The sequence below is a fragment of the Acidovorax sp. GW460-11-11-14-LB4 genome (genome assembly GCF_059423685.1).
In genome coordinates this window covers 13,493-39,439 of the sequence record NZ_JBWKYJ010000046.1, presented here as the reverse complement: position 1 = coordinate 39,439, position 25,947 = coordinate 13,493, and the positions used below count along the sequence as shown (strand labels likewise).

27 protein-coding genes are annotated in these 25,947 nt (G+C 63.2%); 10 read left to right on the top strand and 17 right to left on the bottom strand.

Annotation, left to right across the window (positions count from 1 at the left end):
- The 4 genes from AC07X4_RS16065 to hemP all read left to right on the top strand — a co-directional run.
- Nucleotides 1–320: energy transducer TonB (locus AC07X4_RS16065; RefSeq protein WP_494740631.1), on the top strand; the 320-nt coding region annotated here is incomplete at its 5' end.
- Between the two features lie 25 nt (nt 321–345).
- Nucleotides 346–1,062: a MotA/TolQ/ExbB proton channel family protein gene (locus tag AC07X4_RS16060; RefSeq protein ID WP_056063831.1), complete on the top strand. Its 717-nt coding sequence runs from the start codon at nt 346–348 to the stop codon at nt 1,060–1,062.
- Nucleotides 1,063–1,065: 3 nt separating this feature from the next.
- Complete coding sequence (locus tag AC07X4_RS16055) at nt 1,066–1,479, top strand: ExbD/TolR family protein (RefSeq protein WP_015014562.1); 414 nt, start codon at nt 1,066–1,068, stop codon at nt 1,477–1,479.
- 293 nt (nt 1,480–1,772) lie between these two features.
- On the top strand, nt 1,773–1,997 hold the full coding sequence (gene hemP / locus AC07X4_RS16050) for a hemin uptake protein HemP (RefSeq protein ID WP_056065088.1): 225 nt from the start codon (nt 1,773–1,775) through the stop codon (nt 1,995–1,997).
- A gap of 251 nt (nt 1,998–2,248) precedes the next feature.
- On the opposite strand, the gene AC07X4_RS16045 is transcribed toward hemP, so the two are convergent.
- Complete coding sequence (locus AC07X4_RS16045; protein ID WP_494740630.1) at nt 2,249–2,656, bottom strand: GlcG/HbpS family heme-binding protein; 408 nt, start codon at nt 2,654–2,656, stop codon at nt 2,249–2,251.
- 222 nt (nt 2,657–2,878) lie between these two features.
- Here AC07X4_RS16045 and AC07X4_RS16040 point away from each other — a divergent pair, with 222 nt between their 5' ends.
- Nucleotides 2,879–3,574 carry a Bax inhibitor-1/YccA family protein gene (locus AC07X4_RS16040; protein WP_436077085.1) on the top strand — a complete coding sequence of 232 codons (696 nt, stop codon included), beginning with the start codon at nt 2,879–2,881 and terminating at the stop codon, nt 3,572–3,574.
- A 113-nt stretch (nt 3,575–3,687) separates the two neighbouring features.
- Nucleotides 3,688–4,062: a hypothetical protein gene (locus AC07X4_RS16035; RefSeq protein ID WP_056063836.1), complete on the top strand. Its 375-nt coding sequence runs from the start codon at nt 3,688–3,690 to the stop codon at nt 4,060–4,062.
- A gap of 71 nt (nt 4,063–4,133) precedes the next feature.
- Here AC07X4_RS16035 and rlmD read toward each other — a convergent pair whose 3' ends face one another.
- The 3 genes from rlmD to AC07X4_RS16020 form a co-directional block, all read right to left on the bottom strand.
- The gene (gene rlmD, locus AC07X4_RS16030; protein WP_494740629.1) at nt 4,134–5,597 is read right to left on the bottom strand and encodes a 23S rRNA (uracil(1939)-C(5))-methyltransferase RlmD; all 1,464 of its coding nucleotides are present in this window, start codon (nt 5,595–5,597) and stop codon (nt 4,134–4,136) included.
- Nucleotides 5,598–5,655: 58 nt separating this feature from the next.
- On the bottom strand, nt 5,656–5,952 hold the full coding sequence (locus AC07X4_RS16025) for a hypothetical protein (RefSeq protein WP_099730513.1): 297 nt from the start codon (nt 5,950–5,952) through the stop codon (nt 5,656–5,658).
- Between the two features lie 82 nt (nt 5,953–6,034).
- On the bottom strand, nt 6,035–6,508 hold the full coding sequence (locus AC07X4_RS16020) for an Lrp/AsnC ligand binding domain-containing protein (RefSeq protein ID WP_274110787.1): 474 nt from the start codon (nt 6,506–6,508) through the stop codon (nt 6,035–6,037).
- Nucleotides 6,509–6,647: 139 nt separating this feature from the next.
- On the opposite strand from AC07X4_RS16020, the gene putA reads away from it, so the two are divergent.
- A complete protein-coding gene (gene putA / locus AC07X4_RS16015; protein WP_494740628.1) occupies nt 6,648–10,394 on the top strand; it encodes a trifunctional transcriptional regulator/proline dehydrogenase/L-glutamate gamma-semialdehyde dehydrogenase in 3,747 nt (1,248 codons plus the stop codon).
- Between the two features lie 100 nt (nt 10,395–10,494).
- Here putA and AC07X4_RS16010 read toward each other — a convergent pair whose 3' ends face one another.
- The 6 genes from AC07X4_RS16010 to guaB form a co-directional block, all read right to left on the bottom strand.
- The gene (locus AC07X4_RS16010) at nt 10,495–11,565 is read right to left on the bottom strand and encodes a DUF6352 family protein (protein WP_494740627.1); all 1,071 of its coding nucleotides are present in this window, start codon (nt 11,563–11,565) and stop codon (nt 10,495–10,497) included.
- Between the two features lie 105 nt (nt 11,566–11,670).
- A complete protein-coding gene (locus AC07X4_RS16005) occupies nt 11,671–12,258 on the bottom strand; it encodes a 2'-5' RNA ligase family protein (RefSeq protein ID WP_494740626.1) in 588 nt (195 codons plus the stop codon).
- Nucleotides 12,259–12,336: 78 nt separating this feature from the next.
- Entirely contained in the window at nt 12,337–13,953 is a 1,617-nt protein-coding gene (guaA, locus tag AC07X4_RS16000) for a glutamine-hydrolyzing GMP synthase (protein ID WP_494740625.1), read from the bottom strand.
- A gap of 12 nt (nt 13,954–13,965) precedes the next feature.
- Complete coding sequence (locus tag AC07X4_RS15995) at nt 13,966–14,400, bottom strand: type II toxin-antitoxin system VapC family toxin (RefSeq protein ID WP_056063857.1); 435 nt, start codon at nt 14,398–14,400, stop codon at nt 13,966–13,968.
- On the bottom strand, nt 14,397–14,654 hold the full coding sequence (locus tag AC07X4_RS15990) for a type II toxin-antitoxin system Phd/YefM family antitoxin (protein ID WP_056746479.1): 258 nt from the start codon (nt 14,652–14,654) through the stop codon (nt 14,397–14,399). The genes AC07X4_RS15995 and AC07X4_RS15990 overlap by 4 nt, the downstream gene beginning before the upstream one ends.
- A 92-nt stretch (nt 14,655–14,746) precedes the next feature.
- Nucleotides 14,747–16,222, bottom strand: a complete 1,476-nt coding sequence (gene guaB, locus AC07X4_RS15985; RefSeq protein WP_494740624.1) for an IMP dehydrogenase — start codon at nt 16,220–16,222, stop codon at nt 14,747–14,749.
- A 108-nt stretch (nt 16,223–16,330) separates the two neighbouring features.
- Here guaB and AC07X4_RS15980 point away from each other — a divergent pair, with 108 nt between their 5' ends.
- Nucleotides 16,331–16,858, top strand: coding sequence for a DUF4124 domain-containing protein (locus AC07X4_RS15980; protein ID WP_056746481.1), 528 nt, complete (start codon nt 16,331–16,333; stop codon nt 16,856–16,858).
- A 42-nt stretch (nt 16,859–16,900) separates the two neighbouring features.
- Here the strand turns inward: AC07X4_RS15980 and AC07X4_RS15975 are convergent, their stop codons facing one another.
- Complete coding sequence (locus tag AC07X4_RS15975) at nt 16,901–17,266, bottom strand: RnfH family protein (protein WP_436077079.1); 366 nt, start codon at nt 17,264–17,266, stop codon at nt 16,901–16,903.
- Complete coding sequence (locus AC07X4_RS15970) at nt 17,259–17,699, bottom strand: type II toxin-antitoxin system RatA family toxin (protein WP_146871889.1); 441 nt, start codon at nt 17,697–17,699, stop codon at nt 17,259–17,261. The genes AC07X4_RS15975 and AC07X4_RS15970 overlap by 8 nt, the downstream gene beginning before the upstream one ends.
- Before the next feature lie 130 nt (nt 17,700–17,829).
- On the opposite strand from AC07X4_RS15970, the gene smpB reads away from it, so the two are divergent.
- Together smpB and AC07X4_RS15960 are read left to right on the top strand one after the other, a co-directional pair.
- Nucleotides 17,830–18,303, top strand: a complete 474-nt coding sequence (gene smpB, locus AC07X4_RS15965) for an SsrA-binding protein SmpB (RefSeq protein WP_436077078.1) — start codon at nt 17,830–17,832, stop codon at nt 18,301–18,303.
- Between the two features lie 414 nt (nt 18,304–18,717).
- Entirely contained in the window at nt 18,718–20,601 is a 1,884-nt protein-coding gene (locus AC07X4_RS15960) for a radical SAM/SPASM domain-containing protein (protein ID WP_436077077.1), read from the top strand.
- A 94-nt stretch (nt 20,602–20,695) separates the two neighbouring features.
- Here AC07X4_RS15960 and AC07X4_RS15955 read toward each other — a convergent pair whose 3' ends face one another.
- From AC07X4_RS15955 to rbfA, 5 genes are all read right to left on the bottom strand, one after another.
- Nucleotides 20,696–21,790 (bottom strand): enoyl-CoA hydratase/isomerase family protein, encoded by a 1,095-nt coding sequence (locus tag AC07X4_RS15955; protein WP_436077076.1) that lies wholly within the window; start codon nt 21,788–21,790, stop codon nt 20,696–20,698.
- Nucleotides 21,787–22,662 carry a DMT family transporter gene (locus tag AC07X4_RS15950; RefSeq protein ID WP_056063881.1) on the bottom strand — a complete coding sequence of 292 codons (876 nt, stop codon included), beginning with the start codon at nt 22,660–22,662 and terminating at the stop codon, nt 21,787–21,789. The genes AC07X4_RS15955 and AC07X4_RS15950 overlap by 4 nt, the downstream gene beginning before the upstream one ends.
- A 70-nt stretch (nt 22,663–22,732) precedes the next feature.
- The gene (gene typA / locus AC07X4_RS15945; protein WP_056063883.1) at nt 22,733–24,556 is read right to left on the bottom strand and encodes a translational GTPase TypA; all 1,824 of its coding nucleotides are present in this window, start codon (nt 24,554–24,556) and stop codon (nt 22,733–22,735) included.
- Complete coding sequence (gene truB / locus AC07X4_RS15940; protein WP_494740623.1) at nt 24,553–25,554, bottom strand: tRNA pseudouridine(55) synthase TruB; 1,002 nt, start codon at nt 25,552–25,554, stop codon at nt 24,553–24,555. The genes typA and truB overlap by 4 nt, the downstream gene beginning before the upstream one ends.
- Before the next feature lie 3 nt (nt 25,555–25,557).
- Nucleotides 25,558–25,929 (bottom strand): 30S ribosome-binding factor RbfA, encoded by a 372-nt coding sequence (rbfA, locus tag AC07X4_RS15935; RefSeq protein ID WP_008904004.1) that lies wholly within the window; start codon nt 25,927–25,929, stop codon nt 25,558–25,560.
- Nucleotides 25,930–25,947: the final 18 nt, after the last annotated feature.

The following is a 25,947-nucleotide window of genomic DNA, read 5'->3' as shown; positions in this document are numbered from 1 at the left end:
CCGCGCCTGCGCCCCCGGCACCACCCGCACCACCCAAGATCGAGCTGCCGTCCAGCGACGCGGCCTATCTCAACAACCCCAAGCCCAGCTACCCCGCCATCAGCAAACGCATGGGCGAGCAAGGCAAGGTGGTGCTCAGGGTGCTCATCGGCACCGATGGCGTGCCGCAAAAGGTCGAGGTCAACAAGTCCAGCGGCTTTGACCGACTGGACCGCCAGGCCCAGGACGCCGTGATGCGCTGGCGCTTTGTGCCCGGCAAACGCAACGGCGTGCCCGAGGCCATGTGGAACCTCGTCCCCGTCAACTTTGTTCTCGAATAAACCAATCACCGCTCAGGGAGTTTTCATGGAATCGCAATTCGGCATCGCCAACGTCTGGATCCAGGGTGACTTTGTCACCCGCGCCGTCGCCATCCTGCTGCTGGCCATGTCGCTGGCCTCGTGGATCGTCATCCTCATCAAGGCACTGGACATCATCAAGTTCAAAAAACACGCCCGCGCCGCCCAGGATTTCTGGCACAGCGAGGACTTTGCCGCGGGCCTGACCAAGCTGGGCGCCGACCCGACCAACCCCTTCCGCCACCTGGCGCTGGAAGGCCGCGAAGCCACCGCCCACCACCGCAACACCAAGGCCCACCTGCACGACAGCCTGGACGTGAGTGACTGGGTGACCCGCTGCCTGCGCAACTGCATCGACGAGTTCACCGCCCGCCTGTCCTCGGGCCTGGCCATCCTGGCGTCTGTGGGCTCCACCGCCCCGTTCATCGGCCTGTTCGGCACCGTGTGGGGCATCTACCACGCCCTGCTGGCCATCGGCACTTCGGGCCAGTCCACCATCGACAAGGTGGCCGGCCCCATCGGCGAGGCGCTGATCATGACCGCCCTGGGCCTGGCCGTGGCCATCCCTGCAGTGCTGGGCTACAACGCGCTGGTGCGCGGCAACAAGTCCATCCTGAATGGCCTGAACAGCTTTGCCCATGACCTGCACGCCTACTTTGTGACCGGCGCCCGCGTGAACGCTGGCGAGCCCGGCAAGGTGCTGCCCATGAAGAAAGGCGGCTAAGCCATGGCCTTTGGAACCCAAGACGACACCGATGACGTGATGAACGAGATCAACATGACGCCCCTGGTGGACGTCATGCTGGTGCTGCTCATCATCTTCATCATCACCGTGCCGGTGATGAAACACGCGGTGAACGTGGACCTGCCCCGAGCCACCAACCAGCCCGAGAACGTCAAGCCCGAGACCGTGCGCCTGTCGGTGTCGGCCGATGGCAAGTTCTTCTGGAACGAGTCCCAGGTGTCGGAAGAAGAACTCTTCCCCCGCCTGCAGGCCGAGGCCGCCAAGGAGCCCCAGCCGGACCTCCACATCCGTGGCGACAAGAACGTGCGCTACGAATTCGTGGCCCAGGCCATGGCGGCCGCGCAACGCGCTGGCGTGCGCAAGATCGGGTTTGTGACCGACCCGCAGGGCCAGTAAAGACACGGCGAAAGTCACCGGCCCGGTCCCTGCGCATCCTGGCCAGCCCACCCGCCTTGGGCGCGCTGGCCGGGCGCCAGGGAACGCAGGGCCCGTGCAGCGGCTCGCAGCCCCCTGCACGGAGCCCAGGGCACACGGACCTTTGCCCCGCGCCCAGGGCGCTGCTCAAGGCCTCGCCCTTGCACCTGATGCAGGGCGGAACCAAGAACAAAAAGAAACACACCGTTCGCTTGACTTGTAATTGCGAATCGTTATCATTAACAAAACGCACTGCAATGACCCAGGAAAACTCCATGCAAGCCTCCCTGACCTCCGCCCCGCTCCGCCGCGCCGTGCCGGCTGACTCCGCAGACGCCTCGGCATCTGGCGAGGCCCCGTCGTCCGGTGCGCATTGCGCCACTGCTGCACTGGACAGCAGCGTGCTGCTGCAAGGGCACAAGACCGTCGCCATCAGCCACAACGGCTCGGTGTACCGCCTGCAGGCCACCAAGCTGGGCAAGCTCATCCTGACCAAATAGTTTCATCGTGGGGCGACTCCCGGGCTTGCAACAAGCTCGCAAGGGTCGTTTTTGCCAGCCAACGGGTTTGCTCCCGCGTAGCCAGGCTTTTTTTGCCGCCCCCGACCCTGCCAACAAAAAACCGGCCCACAGGCCGGTTTTTTCATGCTCCCAGAGGGTTTTGAAGCGTTTTCAGCCCCATGCGCCAGTGGAACATGCGCTTGCAGCTATCAAAATAATAGCAACCGCACTCCCTGCCGGGAGCCCCCGAATCAGAGGCCCAGGGCTGCAATGCCCGCGCGGGCGATCTGTGCATCTTCGGTGGACTTCACGCCGCTCACGCCCACGGCACCCAGGCACTGGCCGTCCTTCATGATCGGCACGCCGCCTTCGAGCAGGCCGTCAATGGTGGGCGCGCTCAGGAACGAGGTACGGCCGCCGTTGATCACGTCCTCGTAGACCTTGCTTTCGCGGCGGCCCATAGCGGCCGTGCGGGCCTTGGAGGGGGCGATGTGCGATGACACGGCTGCGGCACCGTCCAGGCGCTGCAGCCACAGCAGGTGGCCGCCATCGTCCACGATGGCGATGGTCACGGCCCAGTTGTTCTTGAGGGCCTCGGCTTCGGCGGCAGCGGCCACGGCCTTAACGTCGGCCAGTTCGAGTTCGTGCTTGGTTTTCATGAAAGGATCCGAAAGTGGGAGAGGAAACCGGGCCGCACAGGCCGCCCCGGCACGCAAAGAGAACCGAGCATACCGGCATCCCCGGCGCCGTTGCCCCCAGCCAGGGTGAAAGTATCCTTACCAAAAGTAGGTGACCGGGTGCGGTCATTGCAAAGCAAAAAAGCATCACCACCTAGAATTTGTCATGTCTGCGTCGTGCAGGCCAACAAGGAGAGACACAAGATGAATGACCAAGTCACCACCCTGGGCCACTCTGCGGGCTATGGCATCTCGCAGGAAGAGCGCCACAAGGTGCTTCGCAATACGTACTGGCTGCTGGCCCTGAGCATGATCCCCACGGTGCTGGGCGCCTGGATCGGCGTGGCCACCGGCATCACCCGCTCGCTGAACGGCGGCCTGGGCCTGATCGTGTTCCTGGGCGGCGCGTTCGGGTTCATGTTCGCCATCGAAAAGACCAAGCGCTCGGCCGCAGGCGTGCCGGTGCTGCTGGCCTTCACGTTCTTCATGGGCCTGATGCTGTCGCGCATGATCGGCATGGTGCTGGGCTTCAAGAACGGCACCGACCTCATCATGACGGCCTTTGCCGGCACGGCCGGTGTGTTCTTCGTGATGGCCAGCCTGGCCAGCGTCATCAAGCGCGACCTCTCGGGCATGGGCAAGTGGCTGATGGTGGGCGCGCTGGTGCTCATGGTCGGCGGCATCATCAACGTGTTCGTCGGCTCCGGCGTGGGCATGATGGTGATCTCGATGCTGGCCATCGGCATCTTCAGCGCCTACATGCTGTATGACCTGAAGCAGATCCTGGACGGCGGCGAAACCAACTACATCAGCGCCACGCTGGCCCTGTACCTGGACATCTTCAACGTGTTCCAGAGCCTGCTGGCCCTGCTGGGCATCATGGGCGGCGAGCGCGACTGAGCCCTGCCAGTCCCTTGACCTCCATCAAAAGGCTCCCTCGGGAGCCTTTTTTGTGGGTCGCGCCCCAGGATCAAGCCTCAATAGCGCGGCCAGTGTGCCGATAATGCAAGTACATGTATCCACAAAGCCCTTCCACCGCATTGCGCCTGATGGTTCTGGCGGGCCTGTTGCTGCTTGCAGGCTGCGACAAGATCCCGGGCCTGGGCCCTGACCCGCGCGTGGCGCAACGCGATGCCGAGGCCAAGGCCATCGGCGGTGCCTGCCGACACGCACTGCGGGGGCTGGAAGATTGCTACACCCTCAACCCCAAGGCCTCCAAGGCCTCGGTGTTTGCAGGCTGGAAGGACATGGACGCCTACATGCGTGAGAACAAGATCGAGGGCACGCCCTCGGTGCTGGGCAAGGTGGAAAAGCCAGAACGCAGCGAACGCGCACCCGACATCGAAACCGAACCCCGGGACCCCGCCGCCAGCCGCAACCGCAGCTGACGTGGCGCCCGGGTGGCGATGGCACGGGATGGAGGGCTGAACCCTCCGCGCACCATCTTCCTCACGGACTCTCAGACCCGCTCGAACACCGCCATGCTTTCCACATGGGCCGTGTGCGGAAACATGTTGACCATGCCCGCCGCCGTACACCGGTAGCCAGCCAGATGCACCAGCAACCCCGCGTCGCGTGCCAGGGTGGCCGGGTTGCAGCTCACGTACACAATGCGTTTCGGGGGCGTCCAGCCTTCGGCCCCTGCGGGCAACGGGCCAGCGCCCTCGGCGCCAATGCGGGCCTGCTCGATGTCGGCCAGCGCCTTGGCCAGCGCAAACGCCCCTTCACGGGGTGGGTCCACCAGCCACTTATCGGCAGCGCCATCGGCCACCAGCATCTCCGGTGTCATCTCAAACAGATCGCGTGCTACAAAATCAGTAGCTGCCAGCGCTTTATGGTCGGGCGCCTGGGCCTGATTCAATGCATAGTTTTCGCGCGAGCGGGCCACCAGGGCCTCACTGCCTTCAATGCCCAGCACCTCACGCGCCTGCGTGGCCAGCGGCAGCGTGAAGTTGCCCAGGCCGCAGAACCAGTCGATCACGCGTTCGTGCGGCTGCACGTCCAGCAGGCGCAGCGCGCGGCTCACCAGCACCCGGTTGATGTGCGGATTCACCTGGGTGAAGTCCGTGGGCTTGAAAGGCATGGTGATGCCAAAGTCCGGCAGCGCGTACGACAGGGGCTCGCCGCCCTCGTCCAGCAGCTTCACCGTGTCCGGGCCCTTGGGCTGCAACCACCATTGCACGTGGTGCTCTGCGCCAAAGGCGCGCAGCCGGGCGATATCCTCGGCGGAGAGCGGCTCCAGGTGGCGCAATACCAGCGCGGTCACGGTGTCGCCACAGGCCAGTTCGATCTGCGGGCAGGTGTCGCGAGCGTCCAGGCTGGCAATCAGGGCGCGCAGCGGCATCAGCATCGCATCGACATGCGGCGGCAGGATCTTGCAGGTCTGCATGTCCGCGATGTAGCGGCTCTTGCGCTCATGAAAGCCCACCAGCACCTGGCCCTTTTTAATCACGTGGCGCACGGCCAGGCGGGCACGGTAGCGGTAGCCCCAGGCGGGCCCTTCGATGGGACGCAGCATGGTCTCGGCCTTCACCTTGCCCAGGTGCCAGAGGTTGTCCTCCAGCACCCGCTGCTTGACGGCCACCTGGGCGCCCACGTGCAAGTGCTGCATCTTACAGCCGCCACAGGCACCTGCGTGCAGGCCAAAGTGGGGGCAATCCGGCCGCACGCGCTGGGACGACTCGCGGTGGATCGCTACCAGGCTGGCCTGCTCCCAGTTATTCTTCTTGCGGTGGGTGTTGGCGGTGACCAGCTCGAATGGCAGGGCACCATCGATGAAGACCACCTTGCCATCGGGCTTGCGGGCAACGCCCTGGGCGTCCAGGTCCATGGACTGCACGTGCAGCCAGCCTTCGGGCAGGTCGCTTTGGGAATTCTGCTCGGTGGGTTCAAACGAGGGGGATAGTTCTTTCGGTTCGCTCATCCCCCGATTGTCTCAGGCGCGGCACGCCCACTGGCCGCACCCCTGCGAACTGTCCGTTTCAGCCCCGGTCAGCGCGCGCAGGCCGCATGCCCCCGGGCGCGGACACGGCCGTGAGTGGCAGCTTGTTGATGGTGAGTTCGCAGCCAAAGTTGTCGGGCGAAAACACGAGGGTCGAGCCCGGGGCCACCAGGGGCAGGGTTTCGTGGATCTGCCGTGACATGTCCACCGGCGGCACCGGAGCGCGGTACACGATGTCCTTGTCAGGGCCATAGACGACGTAGCAGGATGCAGCGGCCGTCTGGCTGAACAGGGCAGCCACCAGGGCTGCGGCGGCATAGGGGAAAGCGGTCGTCATGGTATGGCTCCTCATGCAAGCAGATCTGCCGAGAATTATGCGGGCTTCTGCCAGCACAGCCAATCCGGCGCGCGGTGTGGGGTTAGCGCAGGTACAGGTGGTTGGTGTGCTTGACCTCTTCCATCACCGCATAGGTACGCGTCTCGCGCACGCCCGGCAGTTGCCACAGCACGTTCCCCGCAAACACGCGGTAGGCATTCATGTCGGCCGAGCGGGTTTTGAGCAGGTAGTCGAACCCGCCCGCCACCATGTGGCATTCCATGATCTCGGGGTGCACCTGCACGGCGGCCTTGAACTGGTCGAACACGTTGGGCGTGGTGCGGTCCAGCAGCACCTCCACAAACACCAACATGCCCGCGCCCAGTTTCAGGGGGTTCAGACGCGCCTCGTAGCCCAGGATGAAGCCGTCGCGCGTGAGGCGCTGTACGCGCGCCAGCACGGCGGTGGGCGACAGGGCTACCGCCTCGGCCAGCTTGAGGTTGGCAATGCGGCCGTCTTCCTGCAGGATTGACAGGATCTTGCGGTCAATCCGGTCCAGATCGGGTTCTATTTGCATTTTTGTTAGTGATTTATTCGGTTCAACCGCCAATTTTCGACCATTTATTCACCGCCAACCCAAGGATCATCGCCAATAACGCGCCCAACCAACACTTCCCACCGTGTTGGGCCCCGCCAAATCCCTGAAAGACACCGCCATGACGCAGCCCTCCGCCCCGTTTGCAGACTTCGCGCCCCGCACACCGCTGAACAACCCGCTGCGCGCAGCCATCACCGCTGCCACCCGCCGCCCCGAGCCCGAGGCCCTGGCCTCGCTGCTGGCCCAAGCCCGCCTGCCTGCCGATCAAGCAGCGTCGGCCGAGCAACTGGCGCTGCGCATTGCCAAGGCGCTGCGCGAACGCAAGGCCAGCGCCGGACGTGCGGGCATCGTGCAGGGGCTGCTGCAGGAGTTTTCGCTGTCGTCGCAAGAAGGCGTGGCGCTGATGTGCCTGGCCGAGGCGCTGCTGCGCATCCCCGACAAGGCCACACGCGATGCGCTGATCCGCGACAAGATCAGCCACGGCCAGTGGGATGCCCACCTGGGCAAGAGCCCGTCGCTGTTCGTCAACGCCGCCACCTGGGGCCTGCTGATTACCGGCAAGCTGGTGGCCACGCACAGCGAGGGCAGCCTTGGGGCATCGCTCAGCCGCCTGATCGGCAAGGGCGGCGAGCCGCTGATCCGCAAGGGCGTGGACATGGCCATGCGCATGATGGGCGAGCAGTTTGTGACCGGTGAAACCATCGACGAAGCGCTGCGCAACGCCCGCACGATGGAGGCCGAGGGCTTTCGCTATTCGTACGACATGCTGGGTGAGGCCGCGCTGACCAGCGAAGACGCCAAGCACTACTACGCCTCTTACGAGCAGGCCATCCACGCGATTGGCAAGGCCTCTGCCGGGCGCGGCATTTACGAAGGGCCTGGCATCTCCATCAAGCTCTCGGCCCTGCACCCGCGCTACAGCCGCGCACAGTTTGGCCGTGTGATGGATGAGCTGTACCCGCTGGTGTTGCGCCTCACGGCCCTGGCCAAGCAGTACGACATTGGCCTGAACATCGACGCCGAAGAAACCGACCGCCTGGAGCTGTCGCTGGACCTGCTGGAGCGCCTGTGCCACGAGCCCACGCTGGCGGGCTGGAACGGCATTGGCTTTGTCATCCAGGCCTACCAAAAGCGCTGCCCGTTCGTCATCGACTATGTCGTGGACCTGGCCCGCCGCACCCAGCGCCGGCTGATGGTGCGCCTGGTCAAGGGCGCGTACTGGGACAGCGAAATCAAGCGCGCCCAGGTCGATGGCCTGGAGGACTACCCCGTCTACACCCGCAAGGTGCACACCGACATTTCGTACATCGCCTGCGCCAAGAAGCTGCTGTCCGCGCCCGAAGCCGTGTACCCCCAGTTCGCCACCCACAACGCCGAGACGGTGGCCACCATCTACCAACTGGCGGGCAGCAACTACTACGCGGGGCAATACGAGTTCCAGTGCCTGCACGGCATGGGCGAGCCGCTGTATGAGCAGGTGGTGGGTGCCATCACTGCGGGCAAGCTGGGCCGCCCGTGCCGCATCTACGCCCCCGTGGGCACGCACGAAACGCTGCTGGCCTATTTGGTGCGCCGTTTGCTCGAAAACGGCGCCAACACCTCGTTTGTGAACCGCATTGCCGACGAAACGATTGCGCTGGATGAGCTGGTACGCAGCCCCGTGCAAGTGATGGACCAGCAAGCTGCGGCAGAAGGCACTGCGGGCTTGCCTCACCCGCGCATTGCCACGCCCCAGGGCCTGTATGGCGCGCACCGCACCAACTCGCGCGGGCTGGATTTGTCGAACGAAAACACGCTGACCGAACTGGCCACCGCCCTGCAAGCCACTGCCGCCCATGCCTGGACCGCTGCCCCCCTGCTGGGCGCTAATGCCCCCACAGGCCCCATGCAGCCCGTGCACAACCCCGCCGACCACAGCGACATCGTGGGCCAGGTGCAAGAGGCCACCACCGCCGATGTGGACCAAGCCCTGGCACATGCCGAGGCCGCCGCAGCCCCCTGGGCCGCCACGCCGCCCGCCGAGCGCGCTGCCGCCCTGCTGCGCACCGCCGACCTGCTGGAGGCCCGCATGCAGCCCCTGCTGGGCCTGCTGATGCGCGAAGCGGGCAAGAGCGCCAGCAACGCCATCGCCGAAGTGCGCGAAGCCGTGGACTTCCTGCGCTACTACGCAGCCCAGGTGCAAAGCACCTTCGACAACGCCACCCACCTCCCGCTGGGCCCCGTGGCCTGCATCAGCCCCTGGAACTTCCCGCTCGCCATCTTCATGGGGCAAGTCGCCGCCGCATTGGCCGCAGGCAACCCGGTGCTGGCCAAGCCCGCCGAGCAAACCCCGCTGATCGCCGCCGAGGCCGTGCGCCTGCTGTGGCAGGCCGGTGTGCCCCGCGCCGCCGTGCAACTGCTGCCCGGCCAGGGCGAAACCGTGGGCGCCCGCCTGGTTGGCGACACCCGCGTGATGGGCGTGATGTTCACCGGCTCCACCGAGGTGGCGCGCATCCTGCAGCGCACCGTGGCCGGGCGCTTGGACGCTGCAGGCCGCCCCATCCCGCTGATTGCAGAGACCGGTGGGCAGAACGCGATGATCGTGGACTCGTCCGCCCTGGTCGAACAGGTGGTGGGCGACGCGGTGTCGTCCGCCTTTGACAGCGCAGGCCAGCGCTGCTCCGCCCTGCGCGTGCTGTGCGTGCAAGAAGAAGCTGCCGACCGCGTGGTCGAGATGCTGCAAGGCGCCATGGGCGAACTGCGCGTGGGCAACCCCGGGGCGCTGCGTGTGGACGTGGGCCCGGTGATCGATGCCGAAGCGCAAACGGGCATCACCCAGCACATCGAAAAATTCAAGGCCCAAGGCCACCGCGTGTTCCAGCACCCGCAGCACCTTGCGACCGCGACCCACCAAGGCACCTTTGTGCCCCCCACGCTGATCGAGCTGAACCACATCGGCGAGCTGCAACGCGAAGTCTTCGGCCCCGTGCTGCACCTGGTGCGCTACGCGCGCGACGACCTGGATCGCCTGCTCGACCAGATCAACGCCACCGGCTACGGCCTGACGCAAGGTGTGCACACCCGCATCGACGAAACCATTGCCCGCGTGGTGAACCGGGCCCATGCTGGCAACGTGTACGTCAACCGCAACATGGTGGGCGCCGTGGTGGGCGTGCAGCCCTTTGGCGGCGAAGGCCTGTCGGGTACGGGGCCCAAGGCCGGCGGGCCGCTGTATCTGCTGCGTCTGCTGTCGCAGCGCCCGGCCGATGCGCTGGCACGCACCTTTGCCGAAGCAGATCGCTTAAGCCCACCCGACACCGAGCGGCGCGAGCGCCTGCTGGCACCGCTGACCACGCTGGACCAATGGGCGCAACGACAAGGCAACGCCGCGCTGGCCGCCACGTGCCAGCGCTTCACCCAGCAAACCCAAATCGGCACCGCCCGCACCCTGCCAGGCCCCACCGGCGAGCGCAACGTCTACACCCTGGCGCCCCGTGCCCGCGCGCTGTGTCTAGCGCAAAGCACGGAAGACCTCCTGGTGCAGACGGCTGCCGTGCTTGCCAGCGGCGGCACCGCCCTGTGGCCCACGGCCCAGGCCCACCTCCGCACACAGCTACCCACGCTGGTGCAGGCGCAGGTTCTGCTACAGGACAACACACTGAACGACGGCACGCAGGCGCTGGACGCCGTGCTGCACCACGGCGACGCCCCATCCCTGCATGCGGTGTGCACCGCCCTCACCCGCCGCACCGGACCCATCGTGGGCGTGACTGCGCTCCAGCCCGGCGCGACCGATATCCCGCTGGAGCGCCTGCTCATCGAACGCGCGTTGAGCGTGAACACGGCGGCGGCAGGGGGCAATGCGAGCCTGATGACCATTGGATGAGCGCACGGCACTTGGTTGTCATCCGTCAGGGAGAAATTTGAATCAAATTGGCCGCTAGCGCATATTTTTCATGCGCTAGCAGCTATTGATTCAATAGCACTCAAGATGGCGATGCCAGCGGCAGATTGAGCAAGAGGTTCTGCGGCTTGATGCGCACGACACCCTCGACGTTGGTCGCCAAACCCAGATACACGGGCTTGCCCGCCACATCGGGGCGCATCTCGGCCGGGTTGGCAAAAGTCAGCGTGAACAGACTCACCAGCCGCGCCATGCGCTCAGACTCCACGGGCCGGTCCTGGTACAGGTCGTTGAGGATGGCGGTGGACTCCACATCCAGCCCCACATGCCAGCGCCAGGCGCTGTCGGTCACCTCGTGCACAGGCTCGATCAACACCTGCACGCCCAGCAAGTGGGCGACCCAGCGCTCCAGCACCCGGGCCAGGGCCTTCAGGCCGGATCGGGCGCGGGTCATCTTGAAGGTCAGGCCATGGCTCAGGTCCTGTGTCAGCTCATGGGTCAGGTCGAGCAGAAAGTGGTGGCGGTCACTCTCCTGCCAATATTGCGCCGCATTGTCGGCCGACAGCACCTTGACCTGCGCCGTGGGCTGCAGTGCACCGCTTTGCAACAGCAAGCGTCCCACCTCGCCCAGGCCCGCGGTCTCGTTGAGCATGTCGAGCGTCACACGGTCGCCTGCCAGCATTTGCCCGTCTTGCAAGGTGATGCGCTGCGGCCGAAACAGCATCTCGGCGGCGCGGGCTTCGAAGGCGTCGTTGCAGTCGTCCAGCAGGTTGCGCAGCAGCGCCTGCACCACGGCGTCGATGAACACGGCAGGCACGTTCACCACCCCGCTGCGCATGAGTTCCAGGTAGTACGCCTCCAGCGTGCCAGCGGCCAGCAGGCCATCTCGGAAGCGCAGGAACACGGTGTAGTTCTCGCGGGCGTCGTCGTCTTGCAATGCAGCCGGCTCCGCAGAGGTGACCGCCCGCGCGGGTGACACCTTGAGCGATTCATGCAGTGCGATCTCTGCAGCGCACGACTCCGGCACCAGCGCCAGCTCTGGTCGGGCCAGCAGCCAACGCAGGTATCCGTCGGTGGGGGGCAGCCAGCCACGGGCATCGCGATCCAGCGTTTGGAAACCACAACCGGGCCAGAAATCGTGAAGTGTCGTCATGAAGAAATGAGAGAGCCAATGACCTCAAAGGATGGTAGCCGCGGAAGCTTCCGCACCACGACGCAGCACAGCGAGTACGCATTGGTATCCGCTTGCTTCGCAACATCACCAGTCAAGAAAGACCTGTTGCCGTGCCTTCAAGGTCCAGTGCGCGAGCACATCATGCCTGCTCAGGCCGTAGAGGCTGTCTACCAAGGCAAACTGCGTCACGGTCCACGCCACGGGAGCAACCACCATTGGGTCAATGCGTGCGTGCTTGTAGTGCAAAGTCATGTGCGGGTGGAAATGGCTGCGGATCTGAGTTTCTGCAAACCCCAAGCGGCGCATCGTGCTGCCAAGCGCATGTTGAAATCCTCGCAATTCACGCGCAGCGCCCGCTTGTGGCGCCAGCTCGACGGTGCCGAAAGTCCCCTTTTCAAAGCCACCCCGGGACTGCAGCACGTCGAGGCGGACCCCAAACGGTTCGTAGTCCATGGCGCTACCCGCCGCCAGCGCCAAGTCGACTACCTCTCGGGGGATGCTGTTCAGGAAGCGCCCCAGGTAATGGAGCGTGATGTGCAGCCGATCCAAGGGCATGGGCTCGCCTCTGCCCGCCCCACAGGGTCCTTGGAGGCGCTGCAGTAACCTCTTGGCCATCTCGGCGGCAAGCGGCGTAGGGGAAAGAAAATAGTAGAGATCGTGAAGCTGGGACATGGCACACAAAGCTCCGGAAGATCCATCGCATTGTGCGCTAATACTGTTTAAATAAACAGTATTTTGATTTACCCGCACTCACTCCCACTCAATCGTCGCTGGCGGCTTGCTGCTCACGTCGTACGTCACGCGGTTGATGCCACGCACCTCGTTGATGATGCGGCCGGACACCTTCTTGAGCAGCGCATAAGGCAGTTCAGCCCAGTCGGCGGTCATGAAGTCGCTGGTCTGCACGGCGCGCAGTGCCACAACGTAGTCATAGGTGCGGCCGTCGCCCATCACGCCCACGCTCTTGACGGGCAGGAATACGGTGAAGGCCTGGCTTGTGAGGTCGTACCAGGTCTTGCCAGTGGCATCGTCCACAAAGTTGCGCAGCTCTTCGATGAAGATCGCATCCGCACGGCGCAGCAGGTCGGCGTATTCCTTCTTCACCTCGCCCAGAATGCGCACGCCCAGGCCCGGGCCGGGGAACGGATGGCGGTAGACCATGTCGGGCGGCAGACCCAGGGCCACGCCCAGTTCGCGCACTTCGTCCTTGAACAGGTCGCGCAGCGGCTCCAGCAGTTTCAGGCCCAGCTGCTCGGGCAGGCCGCCCACGTTGTGGTGGCTCTTGATGGTGACGGCCTTCTTGCTCTTGGCGCCGCCGGATTCGATCACGTCGGGGTAGATCGTGCCCTGGGCCAGGAAGGTGGCGCCCTTGTGGCCACCGGTGCCTGCCTTGAGCTTGGCGGCCTCGGCCTTGAACACGTCCACAAACAGGCCGCCGATGATCTTGCGCTTTTGCTCGGGCTCGCTCACCCCCGCCAGCTTGCCCAGGAACAGGTCGCTGGCGTCCACGCGGATGACCTTGGCGTGCAGCTTGCCCTCGAACATGTCCATAACCATGTCACCTTCGTTCAGGCGCAGCAGGCCGTGGTCCACAAACACGCAGGTGAGCTGGTCACCAATGGCGCGGTGGATCAGCGCGGCAGCCACGGACGAATCCACGCCGCCCGACAGGCCGAGGATCACCTCCTCAGCGCCCACTTGCTCGCGGATCTTTTGCACAGCCTCTTCGATGTAGTCGCCCATGACCCAGTCGGCACGGGTGCCGCAGATGCCCAGCACAAAACGCTCCAGCAAAGCGCGGCCCTGCACGGTGTGTGTGACTTCAGGGTGGAACTGCACGGCGTAGTAGTGGCGGCTTTCGTCGGCCATGCCAGCGATGGGGCATGAGGGTGTGGAGCACATCACCTTGAAGCCCGGGGGCAAGGCAGTGACCTTGTCGCCGTGGCTCATCCACACCTTGAGCATGCCGTGGCCTTCGGGCGTGGCGAAGTCTTCGATGCCCTTGAGCAGTTCGGTGTGGCCATGGGCGCGCACTTCGGCGTAGCCAAATTCGCGGGTGTTGGAACCCTCGACCTTGCCACCCAGCTGCTGGGCCATGGTCTGCATGCCGTAGCAGATGCCCAGCACGGGGATGCCGAGTTCAAACACCGCATCCGGCGCCTTGTCATCAACCTCGTACACGCTGGCGTGGCTGCCCGACAGGATCACGCCCTTGAGCGAGCCGTCCTTGGCATAGTCGCGGATCCACTCGTCGGTCACGTCGCAGGGGTGCACCTCGCAGTACACATGGGCCTCGCGCACGCGGCGGGCGATGAGCTGGGTGACTTGCGAGCCGAAATCGAGGATGAGAATTTTCTGGTGTTGCATGGTGGTGGTCCGTCAGAGGCTGGAGAGATCAAGAAGCGGGACGCCGCTGCGCTGGGCGGCAGCGATCTGGTGAGAATCAAAGGTGGCCAGAGGCAGGCGCAGCGAGCGCGCCAGCCACAGGTACGCAGCATCAAAGGTGGGCAGGCCGGTTTCCAATGCCACGTCCAGCACGGCTTTGTGCTGGGCGGGGGCCAGTTCGTGCAATTCGACGCGGTGACGAATGGCTTCGAGCACGCCCCACAGGCCTTCGACGGAAGCGGCTGGAATGCGCCCGCTGTTCACACCGGTGGCCAGTATGTTGTGGCACTCCCAGTGCCAGAGGTTGGGCGCCTGCGGCTCGACCTCATCGCGGCGGATCAGGGCGTACAGGCGGCGGGTGTGTTCGCTGGCCGCGTCCGGCAACAACCAGGCGGCAGTGACCGAGGCATCAAGCACGAAAGCGGTCATGCAGTGCTCCGCCCCGCACGGCGCAAGCCATCCACTGTTGTTGACCCAGCGGGTTGAATGCTGGCATGCAACACGTCCATCTGACCCAGTTCGCGCGCAATCTGTTCGTCAGAAATCACTGGGCGGCGGCGCACCGGCAGCATGCGCACCACCTCTTTGCCATGGCGGGTGATGCGCACTTCCTCGCCCTGCTCGACCAGTTCGATCAAGGCAGAGAACTTGCTTTTTGCTTCGTAGATGCCAACGGACTGCATAAATAAAAAAGTCTGGCCTGAATGGTGAATTCAGACCAGACTATATCAGTCTGACCAGATTTTTTCAATCAGGCCAGATCGGTTTGCAACGATCAGTCAGCGCGGTAGTTCGGCGCTTCCTTGGTGATCTGCACATCGTGCACGTGGCTTTCGCGGATACCAGCAGTGGTGATCTCGACGAACTCGGCCTTGTTGTTCATCTCTTCGATCGTGGCGCAACCGCAGTAGCCCATGGAGGCACGCACGCCGCCAGCCATCTGGTAGACGATGCTGACCATGGAGCCCTTGTAGGGCACGCGACCTTCGATGCCTTCAGGCACCAGCTTGTCGGCATTGGGATTGCCGGTGCTCGATTCCTGGAAGTAGCGGTCGGCACTGCCCTGCTGCATGGCGCCAATGGAGCCCATGCCGCGGTAGCTCTTGTAGCTGCGGCCCTGGAACAGGATGACTTCGCCCGGCGCTTCTTCAGTGCCCGCAAACATACCGCCCATCATCACCGTCCCAGCGCCAGCGGCCAGGGCCTTAGCGATGTCGCCGCTGTAGCGAATACCGCCGTCCGCGATCAGCGGCACGCCGGTGCCCTTGAGGGCCGTGGCCACGTTGTCGATGGCCATGATCTGGGGCACGCCCACACCCGCCACGATGCGGGTGGTACAGATGGAACCTGGGCCGATACCGACCTTGACCGCATCCGCACCGGCCTCAACCAGTGCCAGGGCTGCAGCGCCGGTCGCGATGTTGCCGCCGATCACGTCGATCTGCGGGTAGTTCTGCTTGACCCAGCGCACGCGGTCGATCACGCCCTTGCTGTGGCCGTGGGCCGTGTCCACCACGATGGCATCCACACCGGCCTTGACCAGCGCTTCAACGCGTTCTTCGGTGCCTTCACCCACACCCACCGCCGCGCCTACGCGCAGGCGGCCTGCGGTATCGCGGGCAGCGTTGGGAAAGCTGGTCTGCTTGGTGATGTCCTTCACCGTGATCAGGCCCTTGAGTTCAAAGGCGTCGTTCACGACCAGGATGCGTTCGAGCTTGTGCTTGTTGAGCAGCGCCTTGGCTTCGGCCGGCGTGGTGCCCTCTTTTTCATTGACCGTGATGAGCTTCTCGCGCGGGGTCATGATCTGGTGGACCTTGACGTCGTAACGGGTCTCGAAGCGCAGGTCGCGGCCGGTGACGATACCCACCACCTTGCCGCCGTCGCACACGGGAAAGCCAGAGATGCCCAGTTGTTCGGACAGCTGGAGCACCTGCAGCACGGTGTGCTCGGGGGTGATGACCACGGGGTCGCGCAGCACGCCAGACTCGTAGCGCTTGACCTTGGCCACATGGGCGGCCTGTTCTTGCGCGGTGAGGTTCTTGTGCACGATGCCGATGCCGCCCTCCTGGGCGATGGCGATGGCCAGGCGCGCCTCGGTCACGGTGTCCATGGCGGCGGACACGAGCGGCAGGTTCAGTTGGATATTGCGGGAGAGTTTCGTCGCGAGGGACGTGTCCTTGGGCAGGACCTGGGAGTACGCTGGCACCAGCAACACATCGTCGAAGGTGAGCGCTTTTCCAAGAAGGCGCATGAGAAAGCTCCAAAAAACGGATTGTACCCGCGCCGCGTGTGGTGAAAACGCGCCCACCCATCTGCAACGCACTGGCGGGGGGGGAATCACATGGATAAACTTGCCCGCATGAAAATGCACAAGCTTCTCCTGCTGGCCGTGGCCTGCACCTGGGCCATGGGCGCGGCGGCGCAATGGCAGTGGACAGACAAAGACGGGCGCAAAGTCTTCAGCGATCGTCCGCCACCACCCGATATCCCCGAAAAAAGCATCCTGAAACAGCCTGGGGGCAACCGCCCGGTACGGACTGCAGTGCCGGCCGCGCCAGCAGCCTCTGACGCAGCGCCCGCAGCTGCTGCTGCAGCCCCCAAGACCGCTGCCAGCGCCCCAGGTGCAGGCAAGGACAAGGAGCTGGAAGAGAAGAAGGCCCAGGCCGAGGCCGCAGAAGCCGCCAAGAAAAAGGCCGAGGACGAAAAGATCGCCAAGGCCAAGGCTGAAAACTGCACCCGCGCACGCGCAGCCAAAGCAGCGTTCGATGCTGGCAAGCCCATCACACAAGCGAACGCCCAGGGTGAAAAAATCTTCCTGGATGGCCCCGCCCGCGCGGCCGAAGCCAAGCGCATCGACGAGATTGTCGCGGCCGACTGCGTACGCTGAGCTGCATGCTGCTCCGCTACCGCGCGGATCAACTCAGCAGTATCAGTAGCCTGACTTGCCCCCTGGTCGGCGGCGCGCAAAGAGTCCTGTAGTGCGCGCCCCCTGTCGGGCAAAGCGCTCCCGCCGTGCTACCTTGGGGTCCACCTTCAAAGGTCGGTAGATTTCTACGCGGTCCTGGGGCTGCAACACCCCATCCAGATTGGCAGCACGGCCCCAGATACCGACGCACGGTGCGCCCCCCTCCTCCAGCGCGGACAGCGTGGCCATCCCGCAGCTGGCGTGCAGGGCATCCGCTACCGTGGCGCCCACCGGCAAATCCAGAGTCCACTCACGCACCTCGCGCGGAGCCAGACAGACGATGACGGTGATAGCGATGGTCGCCGAAGCACCTCCCCCCGCCTCAGCCATAGACCTGTTCCGCTCGCTTGACGAAGGCATCGACCATGCTCCCTGCGATGCGGTCAAACACCGGCCCCACCAGCGTGGCCAACGCAGCACTGTCAAACCCATAGTTCAGCATCAACTCCACCTTGCACGCACGCTGCGTGCCGTCCCCCACGGGATGAAAGTGCCAATCCCCGTCCAGCCGTGAGAACGGTCCTTTCACCAGATGCATCTGCACACGCCTGCCCACTTCGTGCGTGTTGCGCGTGACAAAGGTCTGGCGAATGCCGCTGAATGCAATGCCCACCTCGGCGGTCATGCCCTCGCCGGTCTGCTCCAGCACTGCGGCGCGGTCGCACCAGGGCAGGAACTGCGGGTAGTGCTCCACCCCGGTGACCAGGGCAAACATCTCTTCGGGGCTGTACCAAATGAGGACGGACTTGTGGACGGTTTTCATGCAGGCAACTGGCGCGGGGCTTTCGAAGGGGAAAGGCGGGCCGGGGAAACTAGAATCACGGGTCTCTGAACGGCCACAATTGTATGTAGGGAGACCTTTTTTCTCCCGCAGGGCGCCGCATCTGATCTACATGGCCAAAAAACCCGATCCCACCTCCCGCATTGCCGACAACAAGAAAGCGGCCTACAACTACTTCTTCGAGGAGCGCCACGAGGCGGGCATGGTGCTGCACGGCTGGGAGGTCAAGGCGCTGCGCGAAGGCAAGGTGCAGCTGACCGATGGCTACGTGCTGATCCGCGATGGCGAGCTGTATCTGCTCGGCTGCCTGATCATGCCGCTCAAGACAGCGTCCACCCATGTCAACCCCGAATCGGCACGCACCAAGAAGCTGCTGCTCAAGAAGGACGACATCAAGCGCCTGATTGGCAAGGTCGAGCAAAAGGGCTATACGCTGGTACCCATCAACCTGCACTGGAAGAACGGCTTCGTGAAGTGCGAGATCGCCCTGGCCAAAGGCAAGGCCGAGCACGACAAGCGCGACACCATCAAAGATCGCGAAGGCAAGCGCGAGGTGGAGCGCGCCATGAAAAGCCGCAATCGCTGAGACAAACGCATTCACTACTCTGCGCAGCACAAACAGTCGAGACAGGGACTACAGGGATGCCTGCGGGGAAACGAGAAAAATAATCTCGGCTTCACTGCCGCCTCTGGGTTGGGCCACTGAACTGACTCCTTGAATCAGAGAGCGCAAAACGTAAACGCCCGATGCAACCCATCGGGCGTTTACGTCCTCAATCATTTAGGTCCTGCTTTTGGATGCGACATTGCGCAAGACGCCTTGCCATGCGCTGAACTTGCAGCAGCACAAAACGATTCAGCAAGACACCTGAATCAGGATTGCAAACACATTGTATAAAGCACTTAAATTCGCTTGCAGTGACTCACGCGTTCAGAGCCTCGATACAGATGAAATCAAGCCTGTTCAGGCTGAAGCACCAACCCATAAAGGCAATGACCCATGCCAAAACTCTTGGCCCAGCGACTAAAGTCAATTCCCCATACAGCAGCCCGTTCGGTAAAGTCTTTCGCGCCTGATCTCGCAAAATTTATCACTGCGACCTCCTATGAGCTGATGGCGGTGAAGAGCTTGCCGGCCCAAGCGCAGGGTGGAGAAAGTCTCATTCTCCCGAAGATGTCCGTGGGTGCTGACGATGCACTGCTGGAAGTCACGTTACAGCTGGACGGAACACGTGCCGAGTTGGGGCGTTACCTGTATAGCAAGCTCTACTACACCACACACCCGTGGGCGCAATTCAGTGAAGATGCGGTTGTGTGTTTCGAGGTGCGCGAACGATTCAGTCCACAGCGTTTGCAAATCGCGTTGCCCGATGCAGTTCTACAGGCAGCGAGAGCCAGTGGCTGCCTGCGGATACGAATTGATGGGTTGCCCTATTCGCAAGGCACATGGCAATTGATGGAAATGCGGCTAGTCAGTGAAACACATGACACCACGCTCACTCAGCATGCCAAGCGCGTAGCCCACCGGCAATGGGTGCGCGAGCAAGTCAGGATCAGCGAGTCGAGCCGCCGGGTCAATTTGCCACACTACCCAGAGTCAGTCTCCATTGAGTTGACACCTGTGTGCAATCTGCGCTGCCCACACTGCAGTTCCCATGGAATGCCACATCTGCACAAACATCACAACTGCAGCCCAGAAATGCCCGTTGAGAACTTCATGCAACTGGCTCAGGAGACTTTTCCACACGTTTCGGTGGTGAGCTTGGTGGGCCGAGGCGAGCCCACTCTGGCAAGCGATGAACTATGGAATGCTGTCACTCAACAACTACGCGAACACGACGTGCGCATGAGTTGCGTGACCAACGGTACGCGCGTGCGACAACGCTTTAACGCGGGCTTGATGCCATGGGTACACGAGTTGATTTTCTCTTTCGACGGCAACACTGCCGCAACGTTTGAAACGAACCGCGCTGGAGCCAAATTTGAGACCGTGCTGGACAATCTGCGTTACTACCATGAGCTGAGGAACACGGCCCCTTTGTCACGGCGCCCGCAACTCACAATCTCTTGGACGCTCAAACGCAACAATGTGGCAGAAGTGCCTGATTTCGTCAGACGAATTGCCGAATTCGAACCCGACCTCATCTCGCTCAGACATCTGGTGGTATTCCAAGACAAGGAACGATCCGAAAGCCTGCTGGACTACCCAGAAGAAGCTAATGCAGCCCTGAGTGAAGCCTATGCGGAAATGGATCGCCTTGGCATACGGCACGAGAGCCCACCGCTAATGATGGCACCCGAGTCCAAATCAATAGCTGTAATCCCCATCCGACTGGTATCACCGAATGACCTGAAACATACCGCCAGCGACGCCAAAGGCATGGAGCCAAACACAACGACACAGCAAGCACCCAAGGCAGCAGAAGCCACGGCCCATCGGGATGAAAGCCCGGCAGGCTCAGCGCAAAGCCAGGCATCTACGCCCCCTGCTCAACACGATTTAGCCCACGCCTTGCCGTCCCATACATGGGACAGGGAGACCTCGATTGCTTTGCGAGAACCAGAGTGCAACTGGATGCATCGCACTGCGATCATCATGGCAGACGGGGAAGTGATCACCTGTGGAAAGCACTATGGAGAACAAGTAGGCCACCTGACCCATAAAAACTCTCTATGGGATCTTTGGAATGGCCCACGCATGCATTCATTGCGGGCAGGATTTGGCACTCCATGCATGTGGGATCAATGCAAAGACTGCTGGTTGCGCGAACTCAAATGGCACTCTCAACGGCAGGCAAAGGACCTCATTGCCCCCTACAGCCTGGCCAACAGCATGGACTACTCTGAAGCCGCGTGGGACTATCGCAAGTACTCCGAGCTTTGATTAGATTCCTGCGGTAGAAAACTGTTCTAGCTGCCAGACAGCATTCAGCCATCCTGAACACCGCATCGGCTCAATTCAAGCCGATGCCATCCAATCACGCTAATGCAGCCAGCGGGTGCGACTGCACCGGCCAGGGGCTGGCAAAGAACGGTGCCACCATCTCCGGCGTCACATCTTCAATGCGGCCTGGATTCCACTGAGGCGCATGGTCCTTGTCCACGGCCAGGGCGCGGATGCCTTCCACGGTCTCACTCTGTCCTGGGCGCAGGAAAAAGCAGTGACGCACCATATCGCGCTCCATGCGCAGGTCGTCGGCCAGGCCCATCGCACGGGCGCGGCGAATCTGCTCCAGCACCACATGCAGCATCAGTGGCGAACGCTTGCGCAGCGTGGCGGCCGTGGTGCGTGCCCAGTCGCTGTCGGCGGCCTCGAGTGCCCGCACGATCTCGCCGACGGTCGGCAGCGCAAAATATTGGTCAATATCGGCCAGAGCGCTAGTACCGCTTGCCTGAGATGCTACAAATTGAGAAGCAACATAGGCCTTGATGGCCGCGCCATCTGCAAAGCTTTGGGTAGCCAGCGCATCCCACACCGCGGCCTGCCGGTCTGACGGCAGGCAGCCATCGGCCAGCTGGTAGGCAATGGCATCTCCCGCGCCGATGGTGTCGCCGGTCAGTGCCAGCCACTCGCCCACGCGGCCCGGGCAGCGGCTCAGGAAGTAACCCCCGCCCACGTCCGGGAACAGGCCAATCGCCGTCTCGGGCATGGCCATCTTGGTGCGCTCGGTCACTACGCGCAGGGCGGCGCCCTGGCTGATGCCCATGCCGCCCCCCATCACGATGCCATCCATGAAGGCGATATAGGGCTTGGCGTAGTTGTGGATCAGGTGGTTGAGCGCGTATTCCTCGGTGAAGAAGTCCTCGATCAGCGGGTTGCCCTGGCTACCTGCCTGGTGCAGAAAGCGGATATCGCCGCCTGCGCAGAAAGCACCAAACGGGCCTTCCTTGTTGCTGCCACGGATGGCCACGGCCAGCACCCGCGCATCGTTCTGCCATGCCAGCAGGATGCCCATCAGGTCACGCACCATACCCAGCGACAAGGCATTGAGCGCACGCGGGCGGTTCAGGGTAATGAAGCCCACCTGGCCACGCACTTCGCTCAATACTTCAGACACGACCGTCTCCGTCATTTTTGTTCCTTCCAACCCAACAGTTCATTGAAAACCAGCGCACCGATCACCAGTGCGCCCCCCGTCAGCACCGCCGTGCCAGGCTTTTCGCCCGCGCCCAGCCATGCCAGCAAGATGCCAAAGATCACTTCAAGCAGCCCGAGCAGCGCCATCTCGGGCGCCTTGAGCACGCGCCCGCAGCGCACGGCCAGCACACAAGGGATGGCCAATTGCACCACGCCCAGCAAGGCCAACAGGCCCAGGTCGTGGGCCGACGCCTGAAAAGGCAGCGCCAGTGGCAACGTGGCCACCACCGAAATCACTGCGCCGACCAACACCGCAGGCACCAGGTCCACCGCATGGCCATGGCGCTGCGAATGTTGTACCACCGTCCAATTGATGGCAGCGGCCACAGGCACGCACAGCGCCACCAGCGTTCCCGCCAGAGGGAGGCCCGCCATCTGCGAACCATACATCCACGCAATACCCAGCCCCGCCACGGCAATCGCAGCCCAGGTGCGCGGGGCGATGTGATGGCCGATGAACACCCTTGCAAACAGCGCTGTGAGCAGCGGCCCCACGGCCATCGTAACCAGCACATTGGCCACCGGCATGAGAACCAGCGCCACCATGAACGCCGTGAACATCACGCTCCAGCACACGCCAGAGATCCACAACGCACGGCCACTGTGGCGCATGGAGGCAAACACCGCCCTGCCCTGCAGCGCGGGCAAGATGACCAGCAGCGACAGCAACGTGAAAAAGCTGCGCCAGAAGGTCACTTCAAAACTTGCCGCATGCTCCAGGTGGCGCGTGACCACGCCGGCAATGGACCACATCAGGGTCACCGCCACCATCAGCAGCACCGCCCGGGTATGGGTGAGTTTCAACATGGTTTGTTCAGGGTTCAGACGGAAAAAAGGCCACTGCGTGGCAGTGGCCCTTTCGGAAACGCTGAGCTTATCAAGAACGGGAGGCGCGCTTGCGCTCGTTTTCGGTCAGATAGCGCTTGCGCAGGCGCACGGACTTGGGCGTGATTTCGACCAGTTCGTCGTCCTCGATGAACTCCACGCCGTATTCGAGCGTGAGGTCGATCGGAGGCGTGATCTTGATCGCGTCTTCCTTGCCGGACACGCGGAAGTTGGTCAGCTGCTTGGTACGTGTGGCGTTCACCACCAGGTCGTTATCACGGCTGTGGATGCCGACGATCATGCCTTCATACACAGGGTCGTTGGCCTTCACGAACATGCGACCACGGTCGTCCAGCTTGCCCAACGCGTAGGTGAAGATTTCACCGTCGTCCATGGAGATCAGCACGCCGTTCTTGCGGCCGCCGATGTCGCCCTTGTGCGGCTCGTAGCTGTCGAAGATGTTGCTGATAAGGCCGGAGCCGCGCGTCAGGTTCAGGAATTCGTTGGTGAAACCGATCAGGCCACGGGCCGGGATGCGGTACTCCAGGCGAACGCGGCCACGGCCGTCGGACTCCATGTTCACCAGTTCGCCCTTGCGCTCGCCCAGGGCCTGCATCACGCCGCCCTGGTGGCCTTCTTCGATGTCGGCCGTCACCAGCTCGATAGGCTCGTGCTTGACACCGTCGATGTCCTTGAACACCACGCGGGGCTTGGACACGGCCAGCTCGTAACCTTCGCGGCGCATGTTTTCCAAAAGGATGGTCAGGTGCAGTTCACCACGGCCCATCACTTCGAAGATGCCTTCTTCGTCGGTTTCGTTCACGCGCAGGGCCACGTTGTGCTGCAGTTCTTTTTGCAGGCGGTCCCAGATCTGGCGGCTGGTCACGAACTTGCCTTCGCGGCCGGCCAGCGGGCTGGTGTTCACGCAGAAGTTCATGGTCAGCGTGGGCTCATCCACCTTCAGCATGGGCAGCGGCGCAGGGTTGGCGGGGTCGGTCACGGTCACGCCGATACCGATGTCTTCAATGCCGTTGATCAGCACGATGTCGCCAGGGCCCGCCAAGGGGGTCTGCATGCGATCGAGGCCCTGGAATGTCAGCACCTGGTTCACACGGCCCTTCACGGCCTTGCCATCAGGGCCTTCCATGACGATCACGTCCTGCATGGGCTTCAGGGTACCCTGGCTGATGCGGCCAACGCCGATGCGGCCCACGAAGCTGGAGAAGTCCAGCGCAGAGATCTGCAGCTGCAGCGGCGCATTGGCATCGCCCGTGTTGGGCGGAACGTGCGAGAGGATGGTGTCGAACAGGGCCGACATGTCGGGGCCCCACTGCTCACCGGGCGCGCCTTCTTCCAGCGACGACCAGCCGTTGATGCCCGAGGCGTACACCACGGGGAAGTCGAGCTGTTCATCGGTAGCACCGAGCTTGTCGAACAGGTCGAACGCGGCGTTCACCACCTTGTCGGGGTTGGCACCGGGCTTGTCCACCTTGTTCACCACCAGGATGGGGCGCAGGCCCAGCGCCAGGGCCTTCTTGGTCACGAAACGCGTCTGGGGCATGGGGCCTTCTTGCGCATCGATCAGCAGCACCACGCTGTCCACCATGGACAGCGCACGTTCCACTTCGCCACCGAAGTCCGCGTGGCCGGGGGTGTCCACGATGTTGATGTGCGTGCCCTTCCAGCTCACGGCGCAGTTCTTGGCCAGGATGGTGATGCCGCGTTCCTTTTCGATCGCGTTGTTGTCCATCACGGTATCGACGACCTTTTCGTGGTCGGCGAAGGTGCCGGACTGGCGCAGCAGCTGGTCCACCATGGTGGTTTTGCCATGGTCAACGTGGGCAATGATGGCGATATTGCGGATTTGTTTAGTCATAGTTTTTCCAATATGCCGCTGTGCGCCATGGACGCGGAATGCGGCGTGCTTTCCAAAATTTGTTGAATTTCCAGCGGACTCAGGAGCCTGTCCGGCACCAGCTCCCCGCCCACGATGTGGCCCACCCCCAGCAGCGCCGGGGGATTCTCGCCAAACACCGCCACGGCACTGGCATCGGGCCAGTTGCCACGGCGACGCACGCCCGACAGGAATCGGGCTGCATTCTCACCGTCCAGCGTGACACGCATGTGTTGTGCCAGCAGTGACTCGGGCGCTTCCAGACTGGCCAGGCGTTCTGCCTCGGGCATGGCCTCCAGCTGGGCCAGCGTGACACAGCGCTCCACACCAATGCCCCCAGTGTCGACGCGGCGCAAGAAGGTCAGGTGAGCCCCGAAGCCCAATGCCGCGCCAATGTCTTCACCCAACGTACGGATGTAGGTGCCCTTGCTGCAGGTCACTATCATTTTAATAGCTGCCTGCGCTTTATCCGTATGCACCAGCGTCAGCTTGAGGGCATGAATGATCACGTCCCGTGCTTCGCGTTCCACCGTGACACCGGCGCGTGCATATTCGTACAGTGCCTTGCCGTCCTTCTTGAGCGCGCTGTGCATCGGCGGCACCTGGCGGATGGGACCCGTGAACTTTTGCTGCACAGCCGCCAGGCGCTCTGGCGTGAGTTGGACAGCATCTACATCGCAGCGTTGCACCACGTCACCCTCGGCATCGCCGGTGGTCGTGGTGGTGCCGAGCAGCGCAATCGCCTCGTAGGTCTTGGCGGCATCCAGCTGCAGCTGGCTGAACTTGGTGGCGGCGCCGAAACACAGCGGCAACACGCCCGTGGCGAGCGGATCCAGCGTGCCTGTATGGCCCGCTTTCTCGGCGCGCAGCAGCCATTTCGCCTTTTGCAAGGCGTCATTGCTCGAAAGGCCGAGCGGTTTGTCGAGCAGCAACACCCCATGCACAGGGCGCCGCTGCACCCTGGTGCGTGGCGCGTGCATGGACTAATCCTCTTTGGCGCGCGAAGACACCGCCTTGGCGATCAAGGCGTTCATGTCGGCCGCACGCTCGGAGGTGCGATCGAACACGAAATGCAGCGTAGGCACGGTGTGGATGTGCAGGCGCTTGAACAAGCCATTGCGCAGGAATCCAGCCGCCTGGTTGAGCGCCGCCTGCGTTTCCACAGGGTCGCCCGTCAACAGGCTGAAGAACACCTTGGCATGTGCGTAGTCGGGAGTCACCTCCACGCCCTGCAGCGTCACCATGCCCACGCGCGGGTCTTTCAACTCGCGCGCGATCAGCTCCGTCAGATCACGCTGGATCTGGTCGGCCACCTTGAAGGCGCGGTTGGGGGTGGAAGATTTCTTCGCAGCCATATCGTCGTCACCGAGGCT